Raw genomic sequence first — 18,544 nt, 5'->3', positions numbered from 1 at the left:
AGGAGAGCTCATGCGGAGTCGTTCGATCCGGGCCCGGCGCGCGCGTTGCGTCGGCGCGACCCTGCTCGCGGTCACCCTGATCGCGTCCGGATGCGGCACGGGCGGTGACGATTCGGCCGACGGCCTGGCAGGCACGCTCGGGACCACCAACGACATCAATCCGACACCGCGCGACCAGGTGCGCGACGGCGGCAACCTGCGCTTGGCGACGACCTCGTTCCCGGCGAACTGGAACACCCTGGCCAACGACGGCAACGACGGCGAGATCGCCGACATCGAACGGCCGATGATGCCGCGCGCCTTCGATGTCGACGCGGCGGGTGCGCTCACCGTCAACCACGACTATTTCACCGACGTGCGGTTGACCGGCACCGACCCGCAGCAGGTCACCTACACCATCAACCCGAAAGCGTTCTGGTCCGACGGCACCCCGATCACCTGGGAGGACATCGCCGCGCAGGCCCACGCGCTGAGCGGACGCGACAAGCGTTTCCTGATCGCGATCACCAACGGCTTCGAGTTCGTGGACCGGGTGGAGCGCGGTGTGGACGACCGGCAGGCGGTGCTGACCTTCCGGCAGCCGTATGGCGAGTGGCGCGGCCAGTTCTCCGGCAACGCCTCGCTGTTCCCGAAATCGGTGACCGCCGACCCGGCCTCGTTCAACGACAGCCTGGTCAACGCGATGGGGCCGACGGCGGGTCCGTTCCGCGTCCAGTCCACCGACCGCGATCAGGGCCGCATCGTGTTGGCCCGCGACCCGAACTGGTGGGGCGTCCCGGCCAAACTCGACACCATCACCTTCAGCGTGCTCGACAGTTCGGCCTGGGTGGGCGCGTTGCAGAACGACGAGATCGACCTGGTGCGACTGGGTTCGATCGACGAGGTGCGGACGGTGCGCAACACCGAGGGCGCGGTGTTGCGGCGCGCCCCGGGCAACCGGTGGCGGCATATCACCTTCAACGGCGCGCCGGGCTCGATCCTGGCCGATCCGGCGGTGCGGGTCGCCCTCGCCAAGGCCATCGACCGGCAGGGCATCGCCACCGCCACGCAGAACGGCTTGGTGGAGAATCCGCAGCCGCTGAACAACCACGTCTTCGTGCGCGGTCAGCAGGGCTACCAGGACAATTCCGCGCCGGTCGCCTTCGATCCCGATCAGGCCGCGCGCGAACTCGACGCCGCGGGCTGGGTGCTCAACGGCGACGTGCGCGAGAAGGACGGGCGACGCCTGGAGATCCGCGACGTCATGTACAACGATCCGCTGTGGGTGCAGATCGCCCAGATCATCCAGCAGAATCTCGCCCGGATCGGCGTGAAACTCACCATCGACACCCGCCCCGGCGCGGGCTATTTCACCGACGTCATCATCCCGGGTGATTTCGACGCCGCCCAATTCGTCTACCAGGGCGACGCTTTCCCGCTCGCGAGCATCCGGCAGATCTACTACTACGATCCCGCCGACGTGCAGGGCAATTTCGGCCGGATCGGCTCCCCCGAACTCAACGCGTTGATCGATCGCACACTGGCCGAACTCGATCCGGCTCGGGCCATCGAACTCGCCAACGAAGTCGACCGGGCGGTCTTCGCCGAAGGCCATTCGTTGCCGCTGACCCAGTCCGACGGAAGTTACGGCGCGCGGGCCGATCTGGCCAATATGGGTTCGCCCGGCCTGGCCTCCTACGACTACACCGTGATCGGATTCGTGAAATGAGGCCGTCGCAGCCGCGGCGGGTCTCGGCCCGGCGTCGGGAAAGGACCCCATGAGGATCAACGCACAGCGCACCAGGACCCGATTCGCGGTCCCGATACTCGCGGTCGGTCTGATCGTGGCGGGCTGTTCCTCCGACAGCACCGTCGAAGGCGGCGCGAATTCGATCGGCACCGTGGTGGACATCAATCCGCACGACCGTTCGGAACTGCGTGACGGCGGAAATCTCCGGCTGGCGACGACGAATTTCCCGCAGACGTTCAATTCGCTGCACGTCGATTCCGACGGCGAGGCGTCCGACATCACCGCGTGGACGTTGCCCGGCACCCTCACCTCGACACCGTCGGGCGAACTGCCGATCGACCGCAACTACTTCACCGACATCCAGTTGACCGCCACCGATCCGCAGCAGATCACCTACACGATCAACCCGGCCGCGGTGTGGACCGACGGCAGGCCGATCACCTGGGAGGATCTGGCCTCCCAGGCGAACGCGCTGAGCGGGAGGAATCCGGAGTTCCTGGTCGGCGCGACCCAGGGATACAGCCGCGTGGCGAAAGTCGAACGCGGCGTGGACGACCGGCAGGCGATCGTCACCATGGCCCAGCACTACGCCGAGTGGCAGGGCATGTTCAACCCGCTGTATCCGAAGGAGACGACCGCCACGCCGCAGTCGTTCAACGATCTGGATCGCAACGGGATGCGCGCCTCGGCGGGCCCGTTCGTGATCACCTCGATCGACAAGGTGCAGCAGCGGATCGTGCTGAGTCGCAATCCGAAGTGGTGGGGTGAGAAACCGGCGCTGGACACCGTCACCTACAGCGTGCTCGACAAATCCGCGTGGGTCGGGGCGTTGCAGAACAACGAACTCGATTCCGCCGCGATCAGCGGCATCGAGGAGGTCACCACGATCAGCGGGTCGCAGGGTCTGGTCGTGCGGCGCGCGCCCTCCCTGCAATTCCCCCATATGACCTTCAACGGCGCACCGGGTTCGATCCTGGCGGATCCGGCGCTGCGAGTGGCGATCTCCAAGGGCATCGACCGGCAGGGCATCGCGACCGCGTTGCTCAACGGAGTCGTGGCCGACCCGAAGCCGCTGAACAACCACATCTACTTGGACGGGCAGAAGGGCTACCAGGACAATTCGCAGGTGGTCGCCTACGACCCGGACGCGGCCGCCGCGGAACTCGACAGGTTGGGCTGGAAACTCAACGGGGACGTCCGGGAGAAGGACGGTCGGCCGCTGGTGATCCGCAATGTGATGTACCAGGCGGAAACCTGGAGCCAGGTGGCCCAGATCGCCCAGCAGAACCTCGCGCGGATCGGGGTGAAACTGGAGATCCAGTCCTACCCCGGCAACGGCTTGTTCACCGACATCATCGACCCCGGCAATTTCGACATCGCCAATTTCGTCTGGTCCAAGAGCATCTTCCCGCTCGGCGCGCTGCCGCAGATCTACGCCTACGACCCGAACAACATGCAGGGCAACAAGGGCCGCATCGGCACGCCCGAATTGAACGCCTTCATCGATCAGATCATCTCCGAACTCGATCCGAACAAGGCGATCGAGATGGCCAACGAGGCCGACAAGATGATCTTCGCCGAAGGGTTCTCGCTGCCGCTGTACCAGTCCCCCGGCACCGTCGGCCAGCGCGCGGAACTCGCCAACTGGGGCGCGTTCGGTCTGCAATCGGCGGACTACACCAAGGTGGGCTTCCTGAAGTGACGGCGCGCGGGGACCGATCCCTCGGCTACCCCGTGGCCGTCACCCTCGGCGTCGTCGCGGTGTGCGCCGCGACGACGCCCTGGGCCGATCCCGATCAACTCGCGGCCCTCGTGGTCGTCGTCGCGGGCGTCCTCGGCTATTCGGCGTGGCGATTCGCCGTCGCGCTGGGGCTGGCGCCGCACGGACTGCCGTCGGGGACCGCGCGGGTGCGGCGGGTGCGCAACCAGGATCGACTGGTGAGTCGGTCGTGGCTGGAGGTCACCGGCCTGCCGGGCGGAACCCGTTGGCTGCCGGTCTATTTCGACCCGGCCCTGCCGGCGATGGTCGAGGGCGAGGCGCGGATCGACGCGCGTTCGGTGCGGACGGGGACACATCGGTGGCTGCCCTCGGGGCGGGCGCGCCGGGACGAACCGCGCGGGCGACTGCTCGACAATCCCTCGCGTCCCGATCCGGATGCCGGGGTCCGCGCGATCGGCAGTGCTCGGACAGCGCGCCGGTTGCTGCTCGACGCGCAGTCGGCCGTCGCGGCGCCGGTCGTCGGCCTGCTCTGGGTCTACGTGGTGGGCGGCGGGGTGTGGGCGTTCGCCGGGGTCACCGTGGTGGTCGCCGCGATCACCGTCTGGTCGGCCGCGATCGGCGGTTCGGACCCGTCCTGAGCCTCAGGACAGCAGGCCGAGGGATTCGGCGTGGTCCAGCGTGCGGCGCACGTGCCAGACCAGCGGGATATGCACCGCCTCGCTGTAGGTCATCCAGCCGTATTCGTAGTGGGCCGGTGTCGTCAGGGTGACATCGCGGTCCAGGGCGTTCTCGAAGCACACGTAGGTGACGGTGTGCACGCTGTCGGGGTCGACGAAGTGGGTCAGTTCGTCGGCCACCAGGACGTCGAGCCCGGTTTCCGCGCCGACCTCGCGGCGCGCGGCCTGCGCGGGCGTCTCGCCCGGGGCCACCGACCCGCCGGGGATGTCCCACAGATCCCCTTGGTCCCCACCCGGATTACGGTGCAGCAGCAGGACTCGGCCCGTCCTGATGGGCAGCGCGTGCGCGATCCACCGGTGCCCGCCGTGAAATCGAGTCATGGCCTCTCCCTTCCCCGTCTTCGAGTCTGCCACGTCCCGGCGACCGACGGCAGCCAGCAAATTGGTCTGACCACTTGACCAGCTGACCACTGTGGCGCAGAGTGGGGACATGCCCCTGCAACCCGTGGTCAAGCGCTCGGTCTCCGGCGAGGTCTTCGAGCAGATCGCCGCCGACGTCCTCAGCGGCGAACTCCCCGTCGGCGCCACCCTGCCCAGCGAACGCCAACTGGCCGAGGCGCTCGGCGTCTCCCGTCCCGCCGTACGCGAAGCGCTGCAACGCCTGGCCGCCGCGGGCCTGGTCGCGGTCCGCCAAGGCGACGCCACCACCGTGCTCGACTACCGCCGCGGCTCCGGCCTGGAAGTCCTGCCCCGCCTACTGATCCAGGACGGCGCGCTCGAACCCGCCGTCGCCCGCAGCATTCTGGAAGCGCGCCTGCACAACGGACCCAAGGTCGCCGAACTCGCCGCCGCCCGCCTGGCCGCCGACGACACCGCCGCGGCCGCCGAATTCGAGCGCCTGCTCGACGCGCTCGCCGCCGACGCCGACCCGGTCGTCCGCCAGCGCCACGCCCTCGCGTTCTGGGACCACGTGGTCGACCTCGCCGACTCGATCGTGTTCCGCCTGATGTTCACCATGCTCGGCGCGGCCTACGAACCCGCGCTGACCGCGCTCGCCCCGATCATGTCCGCCGAGGTGGACAACATCGACGGCTACCGCGACCTCGTCGCCGCGATCCTCGCGCGCGAACCCGACCGCGCCGCGCACGGCGCCCGCACCCTGCTCGAACCCGCCACCGTCGCCCTGCTCGCGGCGCTCGGCGACACCCGATCCGAGGACCTACGATGACTCGCTCCGAGAACCCCGCCGCCACCGCGCCGCCCCGATCGCCGCGACGCGGTATGGACCTGGGCGACGCCCTGCGCGAATTCCTGCGGCACCCGTCGCCGTGGCTGATCGGCACGGTCTTCCTCGGCGCGCTGATCGGCCGGGTCCTGGTGGGCGAGTGGCTGATCACCGACGCCCTGGTGCCCGTCATCGTGCTGGCGATCTTCCCCGCCTTCGAATGGGTCGTGCACGTCATGGTGCTGCACTGGCGTCCCAAGAAGATCGGCCCGGTGCTGGTGGACAGCGAACTCGCCCGCAAACACCGCGCCCACCACGTCGATCCGCGCGACATCCCGCTGATCTTCATCCCCACCCGCTCGCTGCTGGTGGTGATCGCCGTACTGCTCGCCTTGGCCGCGTTCGCGTTCCCGCGCGCGGGCCTTGGTCTGACGTTCCTGCTCACCGTCACCGTGCTCGGCCTGTGCTACGAGTGGGTCCACTACCTGATCCACACCGACTACAAACCGCGCCACGCCCTCTACCGCGCGGTGTGGAAGAACCACCGCCACCACCACTACAAGAACGAGCACTACTGGTTCACCGTCACCACCTCGGGCACCGCCGACCGCCTCTTCGGCACCAACCCCGACCCGTCCGACACCCCCACCTCCCCCACCGCCCGCAACCTGCACGCGGCCTGAGCCTCAGCGGCACAGGTACAGCGGCGGACGGAAACGCTCGGTCCGCCGACTCGCCAGCGAGAGGCGCAGTGCCCGCGCCGCCGCCGGGTCGGCGGCGCGCGCCATCTCCAGCACGCGGCGGATGGTCATCGCGTCCACGCCGCGTTCGGCCACCCGCCGAGCGTACCGATCCACGCAACCCACGGCGTCGGCGACCGGTGCCCGCTCGGGCAGATCGCGTTTGCCGCGTTCGACATCGATGTCGCTGTAGCCGCGACGTTCCCGCAGCAGCGTCTCGATCTCGTCGAGTGAGACCGTCGCGCCGAGGTAGTGGGCGGGCGTCGATTTCGCGAGCACCGCGGCGTCCACCCGGTACACCCACGTCGCCGCGTCGGTGACCTCGACCACCGAACGCCGCTGCGTCTCCACGGTGCCACGCCAACCGCCTGCCGCCGCCGCGACCAAACCGTTGGCCTCGGAGGGATGCCACGCCCAGATCGACTCGAAGGTGTCGAATTCGGCGGCCGAAAGATCGGATTCGCGCGTCGCGCCGAGCGCGGTCAGCCGGGCGAGGGACTGGGCCGGGGACAGTTCGCCGTCCATGCCGATGCCCGCGACCGCCGCCCAGGCAGGCAGGCCGGTGCGCACCGTCGCAGCCAGCGCGACCGCGTCGGCCAGCGGACTGCGCAGTTCGGGTTCGTCACCGCGGCCCAGGATGTCGCCGCCGACGTCGACCACCACGACTTCGTCGGCCCCGAAGACCTCGGCCGCGCCCGCGATCTGCGCGGCGAGTCCGACAGCCCCGTCCGTCGGGTCCATGAGCAACAACGGTTGACGCAGGTGGCGGGCCAGTGGCGGCACCGTGGAACGGCCGACGCGCAGATCGGCGGAGGACGGCACGCGCGCGACCGCGCCGAGATCGATCAGGCCGCGGAAATCCGCGCGGGCACGCGGTCCGGGAGTCGGATCGATCAGCAGTCGATCCCACGAATAGGTCATGATCGCGACCGCGCCGAACCGCTCGGCCAAGGCCGCGGCGGTGATCGCGTCACCGCCGCCGCCCGCGGCAATCGCCAGAGTCGTCATCGCCGCTTACCGTACCGGCGGCTCGTATAGTGGCCTGTGGCATATGCCTACCAGCAAGGAATCCGATTTGCCGCAGATCGAAGAAGTGCTTCCGAAGTACCTGCAGATCGCCGGACACCTGCGCGACCAGATCGTTCGCGGCGATCTCCCGCCCGGTGCGGAGGTTCCTTCCGAGCGTGAGTTGGCCGCCGCCTGGCACGTCGCCCGACCCACCGCGGCGAAAGCGTTGGCGACCTTGCGGCAACAGGGCCTGGTCGAGACCCGCCGCGGTTCGGGCACCTACGTCCGCGAACCGCACGCCGCGCCGCGTGCCCGCGAGCGCTACGAACGCGCGGTCACGATGGGCTCGATGTACTCCGACACCGAATCCGTGGAATTCCCGGTCGTCGGCCACGCGCCCGCCCCCGACGCCGTCGCCGCCGCACTCGGCATCGAGGCGGGCGCGCAGGCCGCGCGCCGCTGCCGGGTGATCCGCAGCGAAACCCGTGGGCCGGTGGAGATGTCGACCTCCTGGTTCACCCTCGACACCGTCCGTGCCGCGCCGCGACTGCTGGTCGCCGAACGACTGCTGGGCGGCACGCTGCGCTATCTGGCCGATGTGCTCGACGTGCGCGCCACCTACGCCCGCGATCAGGTCAGCGCCCGACTCGCGGGCGAGGAGGAACGTCGCGCGCTCGGGTTGGCCGAACCCGCGGCGGTGCTGGTGTACCACCTGCTCGCCTACGACGCGGCCGATCACGTCCTCCAGTTCGACGAAGCCGTGTATCCGCCGGAGCGGTGGTCCTTCCGCCAGGAATATCCCGTCGCCCTCTGAGCGACATGCCGTAGCCGTAAGCCCCGAAACCGCTGACGGCAAAAATTTTTCGCGCAGTTCGCAAGTGGACTATGCCACTGGTCGTCCCGGTGGCATAGTCCACTTGCGCACACCTCCGGCAAACCGCCGCGAGCGGGCGCGCGTCACCGTCCCGACTCACCGGGGGTCGCCCATGTCCGCAGCACCGATCGCCTCGCCGGATCCGGCCGCGCGCCGCGTGGACCACGCCGGGAGCGACACGTCCCACCCTCCACCGCTACCCGCCCGCGACGACTGCGCCGGCGACGTGCGCGACTGGCGGGAGGCCCGCGCGGCGGTGGTCGCGCACGCGGCGCACCAACCGATGTGTCCGGTCTACCTCGCCGCCGTCGCCTACTTGACCGCGGCCGACGGGGAGGTGGAGTAGTGCTGCCCGGGGAGGCGCGGGTGATGGCGGCGTTGCGCGATCACGGAGCGGCGACCGTGCGGCAGTTGGAAGGGCCCGCGCGGATGCCGAAATCGGGGGTGCGGGCCGCGTTGGCGGCGTTGGCCGGGCGCGGCCTGGTGCGTCGGCACCGCACCGAATGGGCGCTGACCGCCGCGGGCCGCGCGTACGCGGCGACCACACCGGGCCGGGCCGCGTTGGAAGTGCCGCAGAGCACGGATCGCCGCAGGGCCGCGACGCCGGTTGACAACGTACCCTAGGGGGGTATGGTAGCGAGCAGCGACCTACCCGACCCTGGAGTACCGATGAACACACCGACCAAGTTCGCCGGATTCGCCCTCGGCATCGCGGCCGTTTTCGGACTCGCGCTGGCGACGGGCGCGCTCGTCGGCCCCGAACCCGCCGCGCCGGAAGCACACGACGCGCACACCGGGACCGCGGGCGCCAGTCCCGAACCGCCCGGCGGACTCGCCGCCACCGCGAACGGCTACACCCTCCGACTCGACGACAGCGTCGCCCTCGCGGGACCGGATGTCCCGCTGCGATTCCGCGTCCTCGACGCCGCGGGCGCACCCCTGACCCACTACACCGCCGAACACGAGAAGGATCTGCACCTGATCGTCGTCCGTCGCGACATGGCCGGCTACCAGCACGTGCATCCCACCCTGGACGCCGCGGGCGTCTGGAGCACCACCGTCGACCTCACCCGCGCGGGCGACTACCGCGTCTTCGCCGATTTCGTCCCCGAGGGCGGCGAAGGCGTCACCCTGGGCGCGGACCTGCGGGTCGGCGGCGCCTACGACGTGCGACCGCTGCCCGCGCCCGCCACCCGCGCGACCGTGGACGACTACACCGTCACCCTCGACGGCCGGGTCCGCGCGGGCGCGACCTCCGAGGTCACCCTGACCGTGACCCGCGGCGGAAACCCCGTCACCGATCTCCAGCCCTATCTCGGCGCGTACGGGCACCTCGTCGCGTTGCGCGCCGCCGACCTGGCCTACCTGCACGTCCACCCGCAGGGACATCCGGGCGACGGCGTCACCCCCGCCGGACCGGGTATCACCTTCGCGGTGACCGCCCCGAGCGCGGGCGACTACCGGTTGTTCCTGGACTTCCGCCACGGCGAGGTGGTCCGCACCGCCGAATTCACCGTGCGGGTCGAACCGGAAACGGCCGTCGCCGCGGACGACCACGACGGACACGGCGCGACCCCCGCCCCCGCGCACACCCACTGACCCACGAGAATCGCATTGTGCGACACAGAACGGAGCACACCATGACCACCGCGACCCGCACCGCGCCCGCCGCGCAGGTCGAACTCGTGATCGGTGGCATGACCTGCGCGTCGTGCGCGAACCGCATCGAGAAGAAACTCAACCGCCTCGACGGCGTCAGCGCGACGGTCAACTACGCCACCGAGAAGGCGCGGGTCGAGATCACCGACGGCGCGGTCACCCCGGAACAGCTGATCGAGACCGTCGAGGCCACCGGCTACACGGCCGCGCTGCCCGCCGCGCGCGCCGAGGACTCCCCCGCCGCCGAAGACGATCCGAGCGCCGCGCTGCGCACCCGCCTGCTGGTGTCGGCGGTGCTCACCGTCCCCGTCATCGCGATGGCGATGATCCCGGCATTGCAGTTCACCAACTGGCAGTGGCTGTCGCTGACCTTGGCCGCGCCGGTCGTGGTGTGGGGCGCGCTGCCGTTCCACCGCGCGGCGTGGACGAACCTGCGCCACGGCAGCGCCACCATGGACACCCTGGTCTCGCTCGGCACCCTGGCCGCGTTCGGCTGGTCGCTGTACGCGCTGTTCTGGGGCACCGCCGGAACCCCCGGCATGACCCACCCGTTCGAGTTCACCATCGCCAGAATGGATGGCGCGGGCAGCATCTACCTGGAGGCCGCCGCCGGCGTCACCACCTTCATCCTCGCCGGGCGCTACATCGAGGTGCGGTCCAAGCGCCGCGCAGGCGCCGCGCTGCGGGCGCTGCTGGAACTCGGGGCCAAAGAGGTCTCGGTCCGCCGCGACGGGGTCGAGGGCCGCATCCCGATCGACCAGTTGCGCGTCGGCGACGAATTCGTGGTCCGGCCCGGGGAGAAGATCGCCACCGACGGCGTGGTCGTGGAGGGCTCCTCGGCCGTCGACGCCGCCATGCTGACCGGCGAATCCGTGCCCGTCGAGGTCGGCCCGGAGGACACCGTCGTGGGCGCCACCGTCAACGTCGGCGGCAGGCTCGTGGTCCGGGCCACCCGCGTCGGCGCCGACACCCAGTTGGCGCAGATGGCGAAGCTGGTCGAGGACGCCCAGAACGGCAAGGCCCAGGCCCAGCGGTTGGCCGACCGGATCTCCGGGGTGTTCGTGCCCGTCGTCATCGCGCTGTCGGTCGCGACGCTGGGCTTCTGGCTCGGCACCGGCGGCCCGGTCGCCGCGGCCTTCACCGCCGCCGTCGCGGTCCTGATCATCGCCTGCCCGTGCGCCCTCGGCCTGGCCACCCCGACCGCGCTGATGGTCGGCACCGGACGCGGCGCGCAACTCGGCATCCTGATCAAGGGCCCCGAAGTGCTGGAATCGACCCGCAGGGTGAACACCGTCGTCCTCGACAAGACCGGCACCGTCACCACCGGAGTCATGACCCTGCTCGACGTCGTGACCGCCGACGGCGAGGACCGGCGGCGCGTGCTCGCGCTGGCGGGCGCGCTCGAGGACTCCTCCGAACACCCGATCGCGCGGGCCATCGCCGCGGCCGCCCGTGAGGAACTCGACGCCCTCGACCCCGTCGAGGAATTCGCCAACCTGGAAGGACTCGGCGTGCAGGGCGTCGTCGGCGGGCACGCGGTGGTCGTGGGCAGGCCGCGCCTGCTGGCCGACTGGTCACTGCCGGTCGAAGGCGACCTCGCGCGGGCGATGGCAGCCGCCGAGGCGAAGGGCCGCACGGCCGTCGCGGTCGGCTGGGACGGCCGGGCGCGCGGCGTGCTCGTCGTCGCCGACGCCGTCAAACCCACCTCCGCCGAAGCGATCACGCAGTTGCGCGGCCTCGGCCTCACCCCCGTCATGCTGACCGGCGACAACACCGCCGCGGCACGCGCCATCGCCGACCAGGTCGGCATCGATGAGGTCATCGCGGAAGTTCTGCCGCAGGACAAAGCGGCGGTGATCGAGCGGTTGCAGGGCGAGGGCAAGGTGGTCGCGATGGTCGGCGACGGGGTCAACGACGCCGCCGCGCTCGCCCGCGCCGACCTGGGCCTGGCGATGGGCACCGGCACCGACGTCGCCATCGAAGCCGCCGACCTGACGTTGGTGCGCGGCGATCTGCGGGTGGCGGCCGACGCGATCCGGCTCTCCCGCGCCACCCTGGCCACCATCAAAGGCAACCTGTTCTGGGCGTTCGCCTACAACGTCGCCGCCGTACCGCTGGCGATGGCCGGCCTGCTGAATCCGATGCTCGCGGGCGCGGCGATGGCGTTCTCGTCGGTCTTCGTGGTCACCAACAGCCTGCGGTTGCGTCGCTTCGGCGCGACGGCGAACTGAGCGCGTCCCGGGGTCGGACTTGCGGCCCCGGGTCTCAGCGCGCGGCGCGGCGGAATTCGGTCGTCGTCGCCCCGGGACCCTCGGCGGCGAGGATGCGCAGGCAGGTGTCGTGTTCGGATTCCCCCGGACGGCGTTCGTTGCGCAGCCGTAGGACGGCATGCGCGAGATCGATGCCCAACACATTCGATAACCGCATCGCGTCGACCTTGGTCACGGGATCTCCTTCTGTGTCTCGAGAAACGGCGCTGATTCGAGACCGGTTCGCTGACGATGTACCCGGACACCCGGCTGCTGAACCCTCGGATCCGGTCCGGTTGCGCAGAGTAGTCCGGTAACCGGAAGCGTGGGGCGCGTCGTGCGCGTTTCGCGCCGAACTGTGCCGTCGGCGGGCGGCCGACAAGCGGCGCTGAGAAGAAGAGCGGATGACGAGATTCGAACTCGCGACCCTCACCTTGGCAAGGTGATGCGCTACCAGCTGCGCTACATCCGCGTGCACGCCGACCGCTTCCGGATGTCCGGACCAGCCCCCTCGTGCGAGGGTGAACTGTAATCGAACATCGCGGAAAAACGGAAATCGGCTGGTCGTGCGGTCACACGTCCGGACGCTCCCGCGTGGAGTTCTCGCCGGCCCGCTCCTCGGTTCTGCGGGCCCTGGCGGCGGCGCGTTCGGCGATCTCGGCGGCGTCGAGGGCGTCGGCCTCCGCCAGGGTGGGCGCGCTGCCGCCGAGGCGGGCGGGCACCCAGTAGGCGCCGGGTTCGTGGACGTAGTCGCGCTGGAGATCGAGCAGCATGGCCTGCATCGTCGACCGGAGTTCGGCCGTGAGGTCGGCGGCGGGCTCGTAGGGCTGGATCGGTGCCCCGACGGCGATCGAGATCGGAGTGTTGGTGCGGCCGAGGCGCTTCGGGAAGCCCTTGGTCCACACCCGCTGCGCGCCCCAGATGACGATCGGGATGATCGGCACCCCGGCCTCGATGGCCATGCGCGCCGCACCGGATTTGAATTCCTTGATCTCGAAGCTGCGGCTGATCGTGGCCTCGGGGTACACCCCGACCAGTTCGCCGCGGCGCAGATAGTCCACGGCGGCCTTGTAGGAATCCGCGCCCGCGCCCCGGTCGACCGGAATGTGCTTGAGCGCGCGCATGATCGGCCCCGAGACGCCGCTGTCGAACACCTCTTTCTTGGCCATGAACCGGATGTAGCGCTTGGGGGTGCGCACCGGCAGACCGGCATAGGTGAAGTCCATGTATCCGGTGTGATTGACGGCGAGAACCGCACCACCGGAGGCGGGGATGTGCTCATCCCCCTTGACGGTGAATTTCAGACCTTCGACGAAGAAGACGGTTCGGGCAAGGCCGATGATCGTCCGGTAGACGGGTTCCACAATTCCGCTAGCGTAGTCGCAGACGGAATCCTCCGGGAGTGGTGTGGCCACCCACCGGAGACGGATACTCCGAAACGGCCAATTCCCGGACGAAAGAGGATCGCCGAAGTGCAACGCGCCCGAACACCCTCGCGTGAGCTCGACCGTCATGCGCGTGGTGGCCCCCGCGGCTCCCGAGCGCGCGGCGCGATCGTCGGCGGCGTCCTCGCGAGCGCGCTGCTGCTCGGCGCCTGCGATTCGGTCTCGGGCATCCCCGGCGACGACCCCGCGCCCGCGCGCGCCCAAGCGACCACCAGCACCACCACCGCGCCGCCCGCGCCGACCTCGACCACCCCGGTGCTGCCGCCGCCCGCCGCCGACGCCCCGCCGGTCGGCGAAGTCGCCGGCCTGCCGGAGGCGGCGACCGCGGTCCGGCGCTGGGCCGCGGACCTGCGCACGGCCGACCCCGACGACCTCCAGGCCAAGTGCTGGTCGATGGCCCCGGGCAACGTGAGCGAGATGTACCAGGGCGAAGCGGCGATCCTGGCGGCGCTGGCCCAACCCGGCACGGCGAGTGAGACCACCGTCACCTGGAAGACGCGGGCGACCACCGTCACCGTGGAACGCTCGCTCATCGACACCGGTTACGCCTGCCCGCGGGTCTTCCCGGCGGGTACGCAGGTCGGCTACAACGACGCCGACGCGCGCCACACCGTGCGCCGCTACCTGGCCCGGGTGGTCGGCGAACCACTCGACCCGGCCGACGCCGAAGCCGACTACCCGTTGGTCTGCGCGGTCGGCGAGACCGAATGGGACCCGCGCGGCACCGGCACGCCGACCCGGCCGCCGTTGGCCGCCGCGGCCGACGCGCTGAAGGGCGTCACCGAATTCGACGGTCAGGAGATCAGCTCGAGCCGGATCAGCGCCGAATACCTGACGGTCGCCGCGCCGGTGACCGATTCGACGGGGACGACGAAGACCCGTACCTTCACCTTGGCGGAGAGTCCACGGGGCTACTGCATCGGCGACATCACGCCGTAGCCGCCAACCTGCGCTTTCACCCGGGGAACTACCCTTGATGGCTGGCATCGGTCAGGAGGAAACAGCTCGTGCAGATCACCAGCGTCGGACACGCCGGATTCCACATCCGCACCGCGGCCGGGTCGATCCTTTGCGATCCCTGGGTCAACCCCGCGTACTTCGCCTCGTGGGTCCCGTTCCCGGACAACACCGAACTGGACTGGGACGAACTCGGCGACTGCGACTTCCTCTACGTCTCGCATCTGCACCGCGACCACTTCGACGCGAAGCACCTCGCCGAGCACGTCAACAAGGACGCGCTGGTGCTGCTCCCGGACTACCCGGTGCCGGACCTGCGCCGCGAACTCGAGAAGCTGGGCTTCCACCGGTTCTTCGAGACCGAGGACTCGGTCAAGCACACGGTCACCGGCCCGGGCGGCGACGTCGACATCATGATCGTCGCGTTGCGCGCGCCCGCCGACGGACCGATCGGCGACTCCGGTCTGCTCGTCTCCGACGGCGAGACCACCTGTTTCAACATGAACGACGCCCGTCCGGTCGACATGGACGTGATCCACGAGGCGTTCGGCCACATCGACGTGCACCTGCTCCAGTACTCCGGGGCCATCTGGTATCCGATGGTCTACGACATCCCGGCGCGCACCAAGACCAACTTCGGCAAGCAGAAGCGTCAGCGCGGCATGGACCGGGCGCGCAGCTACATCGAGCAGGTCGGCGCGACCTGGGTGGTGCCCTCCGCGGGCCCGCCGGTCTTCCTGGACGACGAATTGCGCGACCTGAACGACGATCACGGTGACGAAGGCAACATCTTCCCGGATCAGATGGTGTTCCTGGAGCAGATGCGCATCCACGGCAACGCGGGCGGGGTCCTGATGATCCCCGGTTCGGTCGCCGACGTGCGCGGTGCGGAACTGGCGCTGACCCACCCGTTCGACCCGGGTGTGATCTACGACGACAAGGCCGCCTACATCGCGCGGATGGCCGAGCGGTTCGCGCCCGTGCTCGCGGCGGAGAAGGCCACGTGGGCGGGGCCGGAGGGTTCGCTGCTCGAACCGCTGCGCGAACTGTTCGAGCCGATCATGAAGCAGTCGGACCTGATCTGCGACGGCATCGGCTACCCGGTGGGCCTGGTGATGGGCGAGCGGACGGTGGTGCTGGACTTCCCGCAGCGCGTCGTGCGCGAACCCGTCGAGGGCGAGGGCCGCTACCGCTACGGATTCCGGATCGCGCCGGAACTCGTGCACACCGTCCTGCGCGACCGCGAACCGGACTGGGTGAACACGATCTTCCTGTCCACCCGTTTCCAGGCGTGGCGGATCGGCGGCTACAACGAATTCCTCTACACCTTCTTCAAATGCCTCACCGACGAGCGCATCGCCTACGCGGACGGCTGGTTCTCCGAGGCGCACGACGATTCGGCTTCCACCGAATTGGCGGGCTGGGAGATCCAGCGCCGCTGCCCGCATTTGAAGGCCGATCTGTCGAAATTCGGTGTGGTCGAGGGCGAGACCTTGACCTGTAATCTGCACGGCTGGCAGTGGGATCTGGAATCGGGTCGCTGCAAGACCTCCAAGGGCCACGAACTGCGCTCCCGCCGACTGTGATTCCGCGCTGTCCGGTCGGGCCGCGCGCACCGACCGGAGAGCGGGTTCAGCGGGTCAGGCCGCGATCTCCCTGGTCAGCTTGGAGGACCAGGGGCACCAGAAACAGCCGGGCAGGAACGCGCCGCACGCCTCGTCGAGGTGGTCGTCGAGATAGGTGATGCTGGAATCGCACACCTCGATCGCCATCGTGAAGAAGCTGATGGTGTCGGGGTCGAGGTGGAAGTTCCAGCCCGGGTTGTAGTCCGCCCGGCTCTTGCGGATGCGGCCCATCACGTGGATGGACATGGCTTCCTCGCCGGAGAGGATGCGGCGCGCCTCGGAGATACGCTGCTCGTTGTTGAGCCGGATGATGAATTCCTTGCCCGAGTAATCGGTGAATGCGAAGTCCGCCATGACTCTCCCTGTTCGATGGATTCGATAGGTCCCGCACGCAGAGCAGCATCGATGCGTTGTCGATCATAGGGCCGTCCCGAGGAATCGAGTGATGCTTTCGCCTCGAGAATCCGTGCCCGGCAGAGTATTTGAAACTTGTATTCGGTTTCGTACGGAATTATCGGGAAGGGAGAACGCGAGTCAACTGACGCTCGCGACGCGGGTACGGTCCGCGCGGTCGGTTCGCGAACGGCGGACCGCTTCGACCGTAGAGATCAACTCGCGCACCGCGATCGCACCGCGTGCGACGGGCGCGGCGATTCTTCCGGCCGGATCGATCAGCACTCCCGACGGCGTTCCGCGCACCCGGAACCGCAGCGCCGCCTCGTTCCCCCGCTGGACCAGCGACGGGATCTCCCCCAAGCCCTGCGCCGCACCCCATTCGGCCTGCTCGGCCGCGTCGCCGTTGCCGAGTACGACGATGGTCAGTCGGTCGCCCACGCGCCGCCGCCACCTCGGCAGTTCGCGAGCCAGCGCCGCGCACATCTCACACCCCGGATGCACGAACACCAGCAGCACGTGACCGCCGCGCGCCAGGAGGGCGTCCAGGGTCGTGCCGTCGCCCGCGGCGTCGAACACCTCGAACTCAGGAGCCACCGCGCCCACCGGAAGTCCCTCGGCTCCGAGCGTGGACAGCGCCTGCTCGTCCAGTCGCCTGCGCAGCGCCGCCACCACCGCGGCCGTACGCAGCAGCGCGGTGGTCAGCAGCGCGGCGGCGAGCAGGGCGAGCGCGTCACGCGCGGGTAGACCCACCGGTACTTCGGGCCGCGCGATCGTGCCGACCAGTGCGAGGACGGCCAACGCGAGCAGCGCGACGTTGCGGACCACCGTCACCGGACCGATCGGCGCGGCGCTCGACGCGCCGAAACACGAACAGGCGGGCCGTTCCCCACGCGCCAGCAGACGCAGGATCGCCGCCGTGAAGACCGCGAGCACCGCGACCGCGAGCGGGGCCGCGACGACCGCCGCCCACGGGATCAGCAATCCCCCCGCGACCGTCGCTTCCAGTATCGGCAGCGCCACCGCCACCGCGGGGGCCCAGCGCAACGGCACGCCGAAATCGGCGACCGCCGTGCGCGTCGCCGCGCCGTCGACGAACTTTCCCCACGCCGAGAGCCCGAAAACCACACCGAGCACAAGCCGTGTCACCCACACCCCGTATTCGATCAGCATTCCGGCACCATCGCACACACGCGCGGCCGGTGAATCACGATTACGGAGAACGGCTTCGGCGATCGCGGGGCAACCGACCGGTCCGTGTCGCTCAGTCGGGTCGATCGGCGCGCCGGAAACCGGCGATCAGGACGGCCGTCACCGTCAACGCGCAGCCGAGCACCGTCGTCGCCGAAACCCGCGCGTCGGTCGGGGTGAGCAGATCCAACACCAGCGCGGCGCCGAGTTGACCGGCCACCGAGGTCAAGGCCAGCAGCAGGACACCGATCCAGCGGACGGCCAACGCCGCCAACGCGATGAACGCGACACCGATGACACCACCCAGGTACAGCCACGGCGCGGTCGGCGGCGCGGGGCGCGGCCCGGACACCGCCCACACTATCGACTCGAGGACGAGCAGAACGGCCACGCCCACACCGAAATTCACCAGCGCCGCCGCGAACGGCCCACCCACCGCACCGACCCGGCCGTTGACCGCCTGCTGCCAGGACAGTCCGACACCGGCCAGCGCGGGCAACGTCAGCAGCAGCCACGTCGGCACGGAACCCAGCGCCTCGGGCAACGCCGAGGAACCGCCGACCCGCCCGTGCCCGAGTCCGGCGATCAGCACCGCGCCGATCGCCACCAGCGCGCCGACCGCGCGCGGCACGGTGATCGGCGTACGTCCGCTCGGACCCACGCCGAGTCGATCCACCGCGAGACCGCTCAACAATTGACCCGCCACCGCCGCCACGGTGAACGCGGTGACCCCGATCGCGGCTACCGTCAGCCCTTGGCAGGCGACGAACAGCGCACCGCACAGTCCGCCGAGCAACTGCCACGGCCGCAAGGTCCGCCCGGCGACCGCCGCCCGGACCCGCACCATCCCGTCCCGCATTCGTCCGCTGACCGCGAACGCGACGCAGAGCAGCACGAATCCGACGCCGAAACTGATCGTGGCGGCGGCGATCCCGTCCTGCAACCGCACCCCGAGCGCACCGTTGATCCGCCCCTGGACCGCCACACCCGCGCCGATGCCCAACCCGCACACCATTCCCCAGGCCCTGCGCACATCCACTCCCGCACGCTAC

19 protein-coding genes and 1 tRNA gene are annotated in these 18,544 nt (G+C 69.8%); 12 read left to right on the top strand and 8 right to left on the bottom strand.

What is annotated here, in order from left to right:
* Positions 1-10: 10 nt before the first annotated feature.
* From ON30_RS00500 to ON30_RS00490, 3 genes are read left to right on the top strand one after another with little or no spacing between them, the layout of a single operon-like run.
* On the top strand, positions 11-1,708 hold the full coding sequence (locus ON30_RS00500; protein WP_040703267.1) for an ABC transporter family substrate-binding protein: 1,698 nt from the start codon (positions 11-13) through the stop codon (positions 1,706-1,708).
* A gap of 49 nt (positions 1,709-1,757) precedes the next feature.
* The gene (locus ON30_RS00495; protein WP_040703265.1) at positions 1,758-3,431 is read left to right on the top strand and encodes an ABC transporter family substrate-binding protein; all 1,674 of its coding nucleotides are present in this window, start codon (positions 1,758-1,760) and stop codon (positions 3,429-3,431) included.
* Positions 3,428-4,087 carry a hypothetical protein gene (locus tag ON30_RS00490; protein ID WP_373282462.1) on the top strand — a complete coding sequence of 220 codons (660 nt, stop codon included), beginning with the start codon at positions 3,428-3,430 and terminating at the stop codon, positions 4,085-4,087. Before ON30_RS00495 ends, ON30_RS00490 begins: the two co-directional genes overlap by 4 nt.
* Positions 4,088-4,090: 3 nt before the next feature.
* Here ON30_RS00490 and ON30_RS35780 read toward each other — a convergent pair whose 3' ends face one another.
* Complete coding sequence (locus ON30_RS35780) at positions 4,091-4,507, bottom strand: NUDIX hydrolase (RefSeq protein WP_051028779.1); 417 nt, start codon at positions 4,505-4,507, stop codon at positions 4,091-4,093.
* Positions 4,508-4,616: 109 nt separating this feature from the next.
* Between ON30_RS35780 and ON30_RS00480 the strand changes: the two genes are divergently transcribed.
* Entirely contained in the window at positions 4,617-5,354 is a 738-nt protein-coding gene (locus tag ON30_RS00480) for a FadR/GntR family transcriptional regulator (protein WP_040703263.1), read from the top strand.
* A complete protein-coding gene (locus ON30_RS00475; protein WP_040703261.1) occupies positions 5,351-6,034 on the top strand; it encodes a sterol desaturase family protein in 684 nt (227 codons plus the stop codon). Before ON30_RS00480 ends, ON30_RS00475 begins: the two co-directional genes overlap by 4 nt.
* 3 nt (positions 6,035-6,037) lie before the next feature.
* Here ON30_RS00475 and ON30_RS00470 read toward each other — a convergent pair whose 3' ends face one another.
* Positions 6,038-7,099, bottom strand: coding sequence for a DUF1152 domain-containing protein (locus ON30_RS00470; protein WP_040703259.1), 1,062 nt, complete (start codon positions 7,097-7,099; stop codon positions 6,038-6,040).
* Positions 7,100-7,142: 43 nt separating this feature from the next.
* On the opposite strand from ON30_RS00470, the gene ON30_RS00465 reads away from it, so the two are divergent.
* The 5 genes from ON30_RS00465 (at position 7,143) to ON30_RS00445 (ending at position 11,863) form a co-directional block, all read left to right on the top strand.
* Positions 7,143-7,913, top strand: coding sequence for a GntR family transcriptional regulator (locus tag ON30_RS00465; protein ID WP_218006221.1), 771 nt, complete (start codon positions 7,143-7,145; stop codon positions 7,911-7,913).
* 172 nt (positions 7,914-8,085) lie between these two features.
* Positions 8,086-8,319, top strand: coding sequence for a hypothetical protein (locus ON30_RS00460; protein ID WP_040703258.1), 234 nt, complete (start codon positions 8,086-8,088; stop codon positions 8,317-8,319).
* Positions 8,319-8,597 carry a hypothetical protein gene (locus tag ON30_RS00455; RefSeq protein ID WP_040703257.1) on the top strand — a complete coding sequence of 93 codons (279 nt, stop codon included), beginning with the start codon at positions 8,319-8,321 and terminating at the stop codon, positions 8,595-8,597. The genes ON30_RS00460 and ON30_RS00455 overlap by 1 nt, the downstream gene beginning before the upstream one ends.
* 45 nt (positions 8,598-8,642) lie before the next feature.
* Complete coding sequence (locus ON30_RS00450) at positions 8,643-9,572, top strand: DUF8832 domain-containing protein (protein WP_040703255.1); 930 nt, start codon at positions 8,643-8,645, stop codon at positions 9,570-9,572.
* Between the two features lie 41 nt (positions 9,573-9,613).
* Entirely contained in the window at positions 9,614-11,863 is a 2,250-nt protein-coding gene (locus tag ON30_RS00445) for a heavy metal translocating P-type ATPase (RefSeq protein WP_040703254.1), read from the top strand.
* Between the two features lie 34 nt (positions 11,864-11,897).
* Here the strand turns inward: ON30_RS00445 and ON30_RS00440 are convergent, their stop codons facing one another.
* The 3 genes from ON30_RS00440 to ON30_RS00430 all read right to left on the bottom strand — a co-directional run bounded on the left by ON30_RS00440 (position 11,898) and on the right by ON30_RS00430 (position 13,245).
* Positions 11,898-12,077, bottom strand: a complete 180-nt coding sequence (locus ON30_RS00440; protein ID WP_040703253.1) for a hypothetical protein — start codon at positions 12,075-12,077, stop codon at positions 11,898-11,900.
* A gap of 203 nt (positions 12,078-12,280) precedes the next feature.
* Positions 12,281-12,353 (bottom strand) — tRNA-Gly (locus ON30_RS00435).
* 100 nt (positions 12,354-12,453) lie between these two features.
* Entirely contained in the window at positions 12,454-13,245 is a 792-nt protein-coding gene (locus ON30_RS00430; RefSeq protein ID WP_040703252.1) for a lysophospholipid acyltransferase family protein, read from the bottom strand.
* 108 nt (positions 13,246-13,353) lie between these two features.
* Here ON30_RS00430 and ON30_RS00425 point away from each other — a divergent pair, with 108 nt between their 5' ends.
* On the top strand, positions 13,354-14,265 hold the full coding sequence (locus ON30_RS00425) for a hypothetical protein (protein ID WP_051028778.1): 912 nt from the start codon (positions 13,354-13,356) through the stop codon (positions 14,263-14,265).
* Positions 14,266-14,333: 68 nt separating this feature from the next.
* Complete coding sequence (locus tag ON30_RS00420) at positions 14,334-15,869, top strand: MBL fold metallo-hydrolase (RefSeq protein WP_040703251.1); 1,536 nt, start codon at positions 14,334-14,336, stop codon at positions 15,867-15,869.
* Between the two features lie 54 nt (positions 15,870-15,923).
* On the opposite strand, the gene ON30_RS00415 is transcribed toward ON30_RS00420, so the two are convergent.
* The 3 genes from ON30_RS00415 to ON30_RS00405 all read right to left on the bottom strand — a co-directional run bounded on the left by ON30_RS00415 (position 15,924) and on the right by ON30_RS00405 (position 18,531).
* Entirely contained in the window at positions 15,924-16,262 is a 339-nt protein-coding gene (locus ON30_RS00415; RefSeq protein ID WP_040703249.1) for a BP74-related protein, read from the bottom strand.
* Between the two features lie 180 nt (positions 16,263-16,442).
* Complete coding sequence (locus tag ON30_RS35775; protein ID WP_051028777.1) at positions 16,443-17,474, bottom strand: MauE/DoxX family redox-associated membrane protein; 1,032 nt, start codon at positions 17,472-17,474, stop codon at positions 16,443-16,445.
* A 91-nt stretch (positions 17,475-17,565) separates the two neighbouring features.
* Positions 17,566-18,531 (bottom strand): DMT family transporter, encoded by a 966-nt coding sequence (locus ON30_RS00405; RefSeq protein ID WP_245553882.1) that lies wholly within the window; start codon positions 18,529-18,531, stop codon positions 17,566-17,568.
* Positions 18,532-18,544 lie beyond the last annotated feature (13 nt).

This window comes from Nocardia takedensis NBRC 100417 (assembly GCF_000308695.1).
In the GTDB taxonomy this organism is placed as follows: domain Bacteria; phylum Actinomycetota; class Actinomycetes; order Mycobacteriales; family Mycobacteriaceae; genus Nocardia; species Nocardia takedensis.
This window is presented reverse-complemented; position numbering and strand designations above follow the sequence as displayed.

What these genes read in the sequence shown, in the direction of transcription:
- ON30_RS00465 (WP_218006221.1), top strand. Translation starts at nt 7,143, where the DNA reads ATGCCTACCAGCAAGGAATCCGATTTGCCGCAGATCGAAGAAGTGCTT.
- ON30_RS35775 (WP_051028777.1), bottom strand. Translation starts at nt 17,474, where the DNA reads ATGCTGATCGAATACGGGGTGTGGGTGACACGGCTTGTGCTCGGTGTG.
- ON30_RS00480 (WP_040703263.1), top strand. Translation starts at nt 4,617, where the DNA reads ATGCCCCTGCAACCCGTGGTCAAGCGCTCGGTCTCCGGCGAGGTCTTC.
- ON30_RS00445 (WP_040703254.1), top strand. Translation starts at nt 9,614, where the DNA reads ATGACCACCGCGACCCGCACCGCGCCCGCCGCGCAGGTCGAACTCGTG.
- ON30_RS00475 (WP_040703261.1), top strand. Translation starts at nt 5,351, where the DNA reads ATGACTCGCTCCGAGAACCCCGCCGCCACCGCGCCGCCCCGATCGCCG.
- ON30_RS00500 (WP_040703267.1), top strand. Translation starts at nt 11, where the DNA reads ATGCGGAGTCGTTCGATCCGGGCCCGGCGCGCGCGTTGCGTCGGCGCG.
- ON30_RS00495 (WP_040703265.1), top strand. Translation starts at nt 1,758, where the DNA reads ATGAGGATCAACGCACAGCGCACCAGGACCCGATTCGCGGTCCCGATA.
- ON30_RS00460 (WP_040703258.1), top strand. Translation starts at nt 8,086, where the DNA reads ATGTCCGCAGCACCGATCGCCTCGCCGGATCCGGCCGCGCGCCGCGTG.
- ON30_RS00450 (WP_040703255.1), top strand. Translation starts at nt 8,643, where the DNA reads ATGAACACACCGACCAAGTTCGCCGGATTCGCCCTCGGCATCGCGGCC.
- ON30_RS00470 (WP_040703259.1), bottom strand. Translation starts at nt 7,099, where the DNA reads ATGACGACTCTGGCGATTGCCGCGGGCGGCGGCGGTGACGCGATCACC.
- ON30_RS35780 (WP_051028779.1), bottom strand. Translation starts at nt 4,507, where the DNA reads ATGACTCGATTTCACGGCGGGCACCGGTGGATCGCGCACGCGCTGCCC.
- ON30_RS00415 (WP_040703249.1), bottom strand. Translation starts at nt 16,262, where the DNA reads ATGGCGGACTTCGCATTCACCGATTACTCGGGCAAGGAATTCATCATC.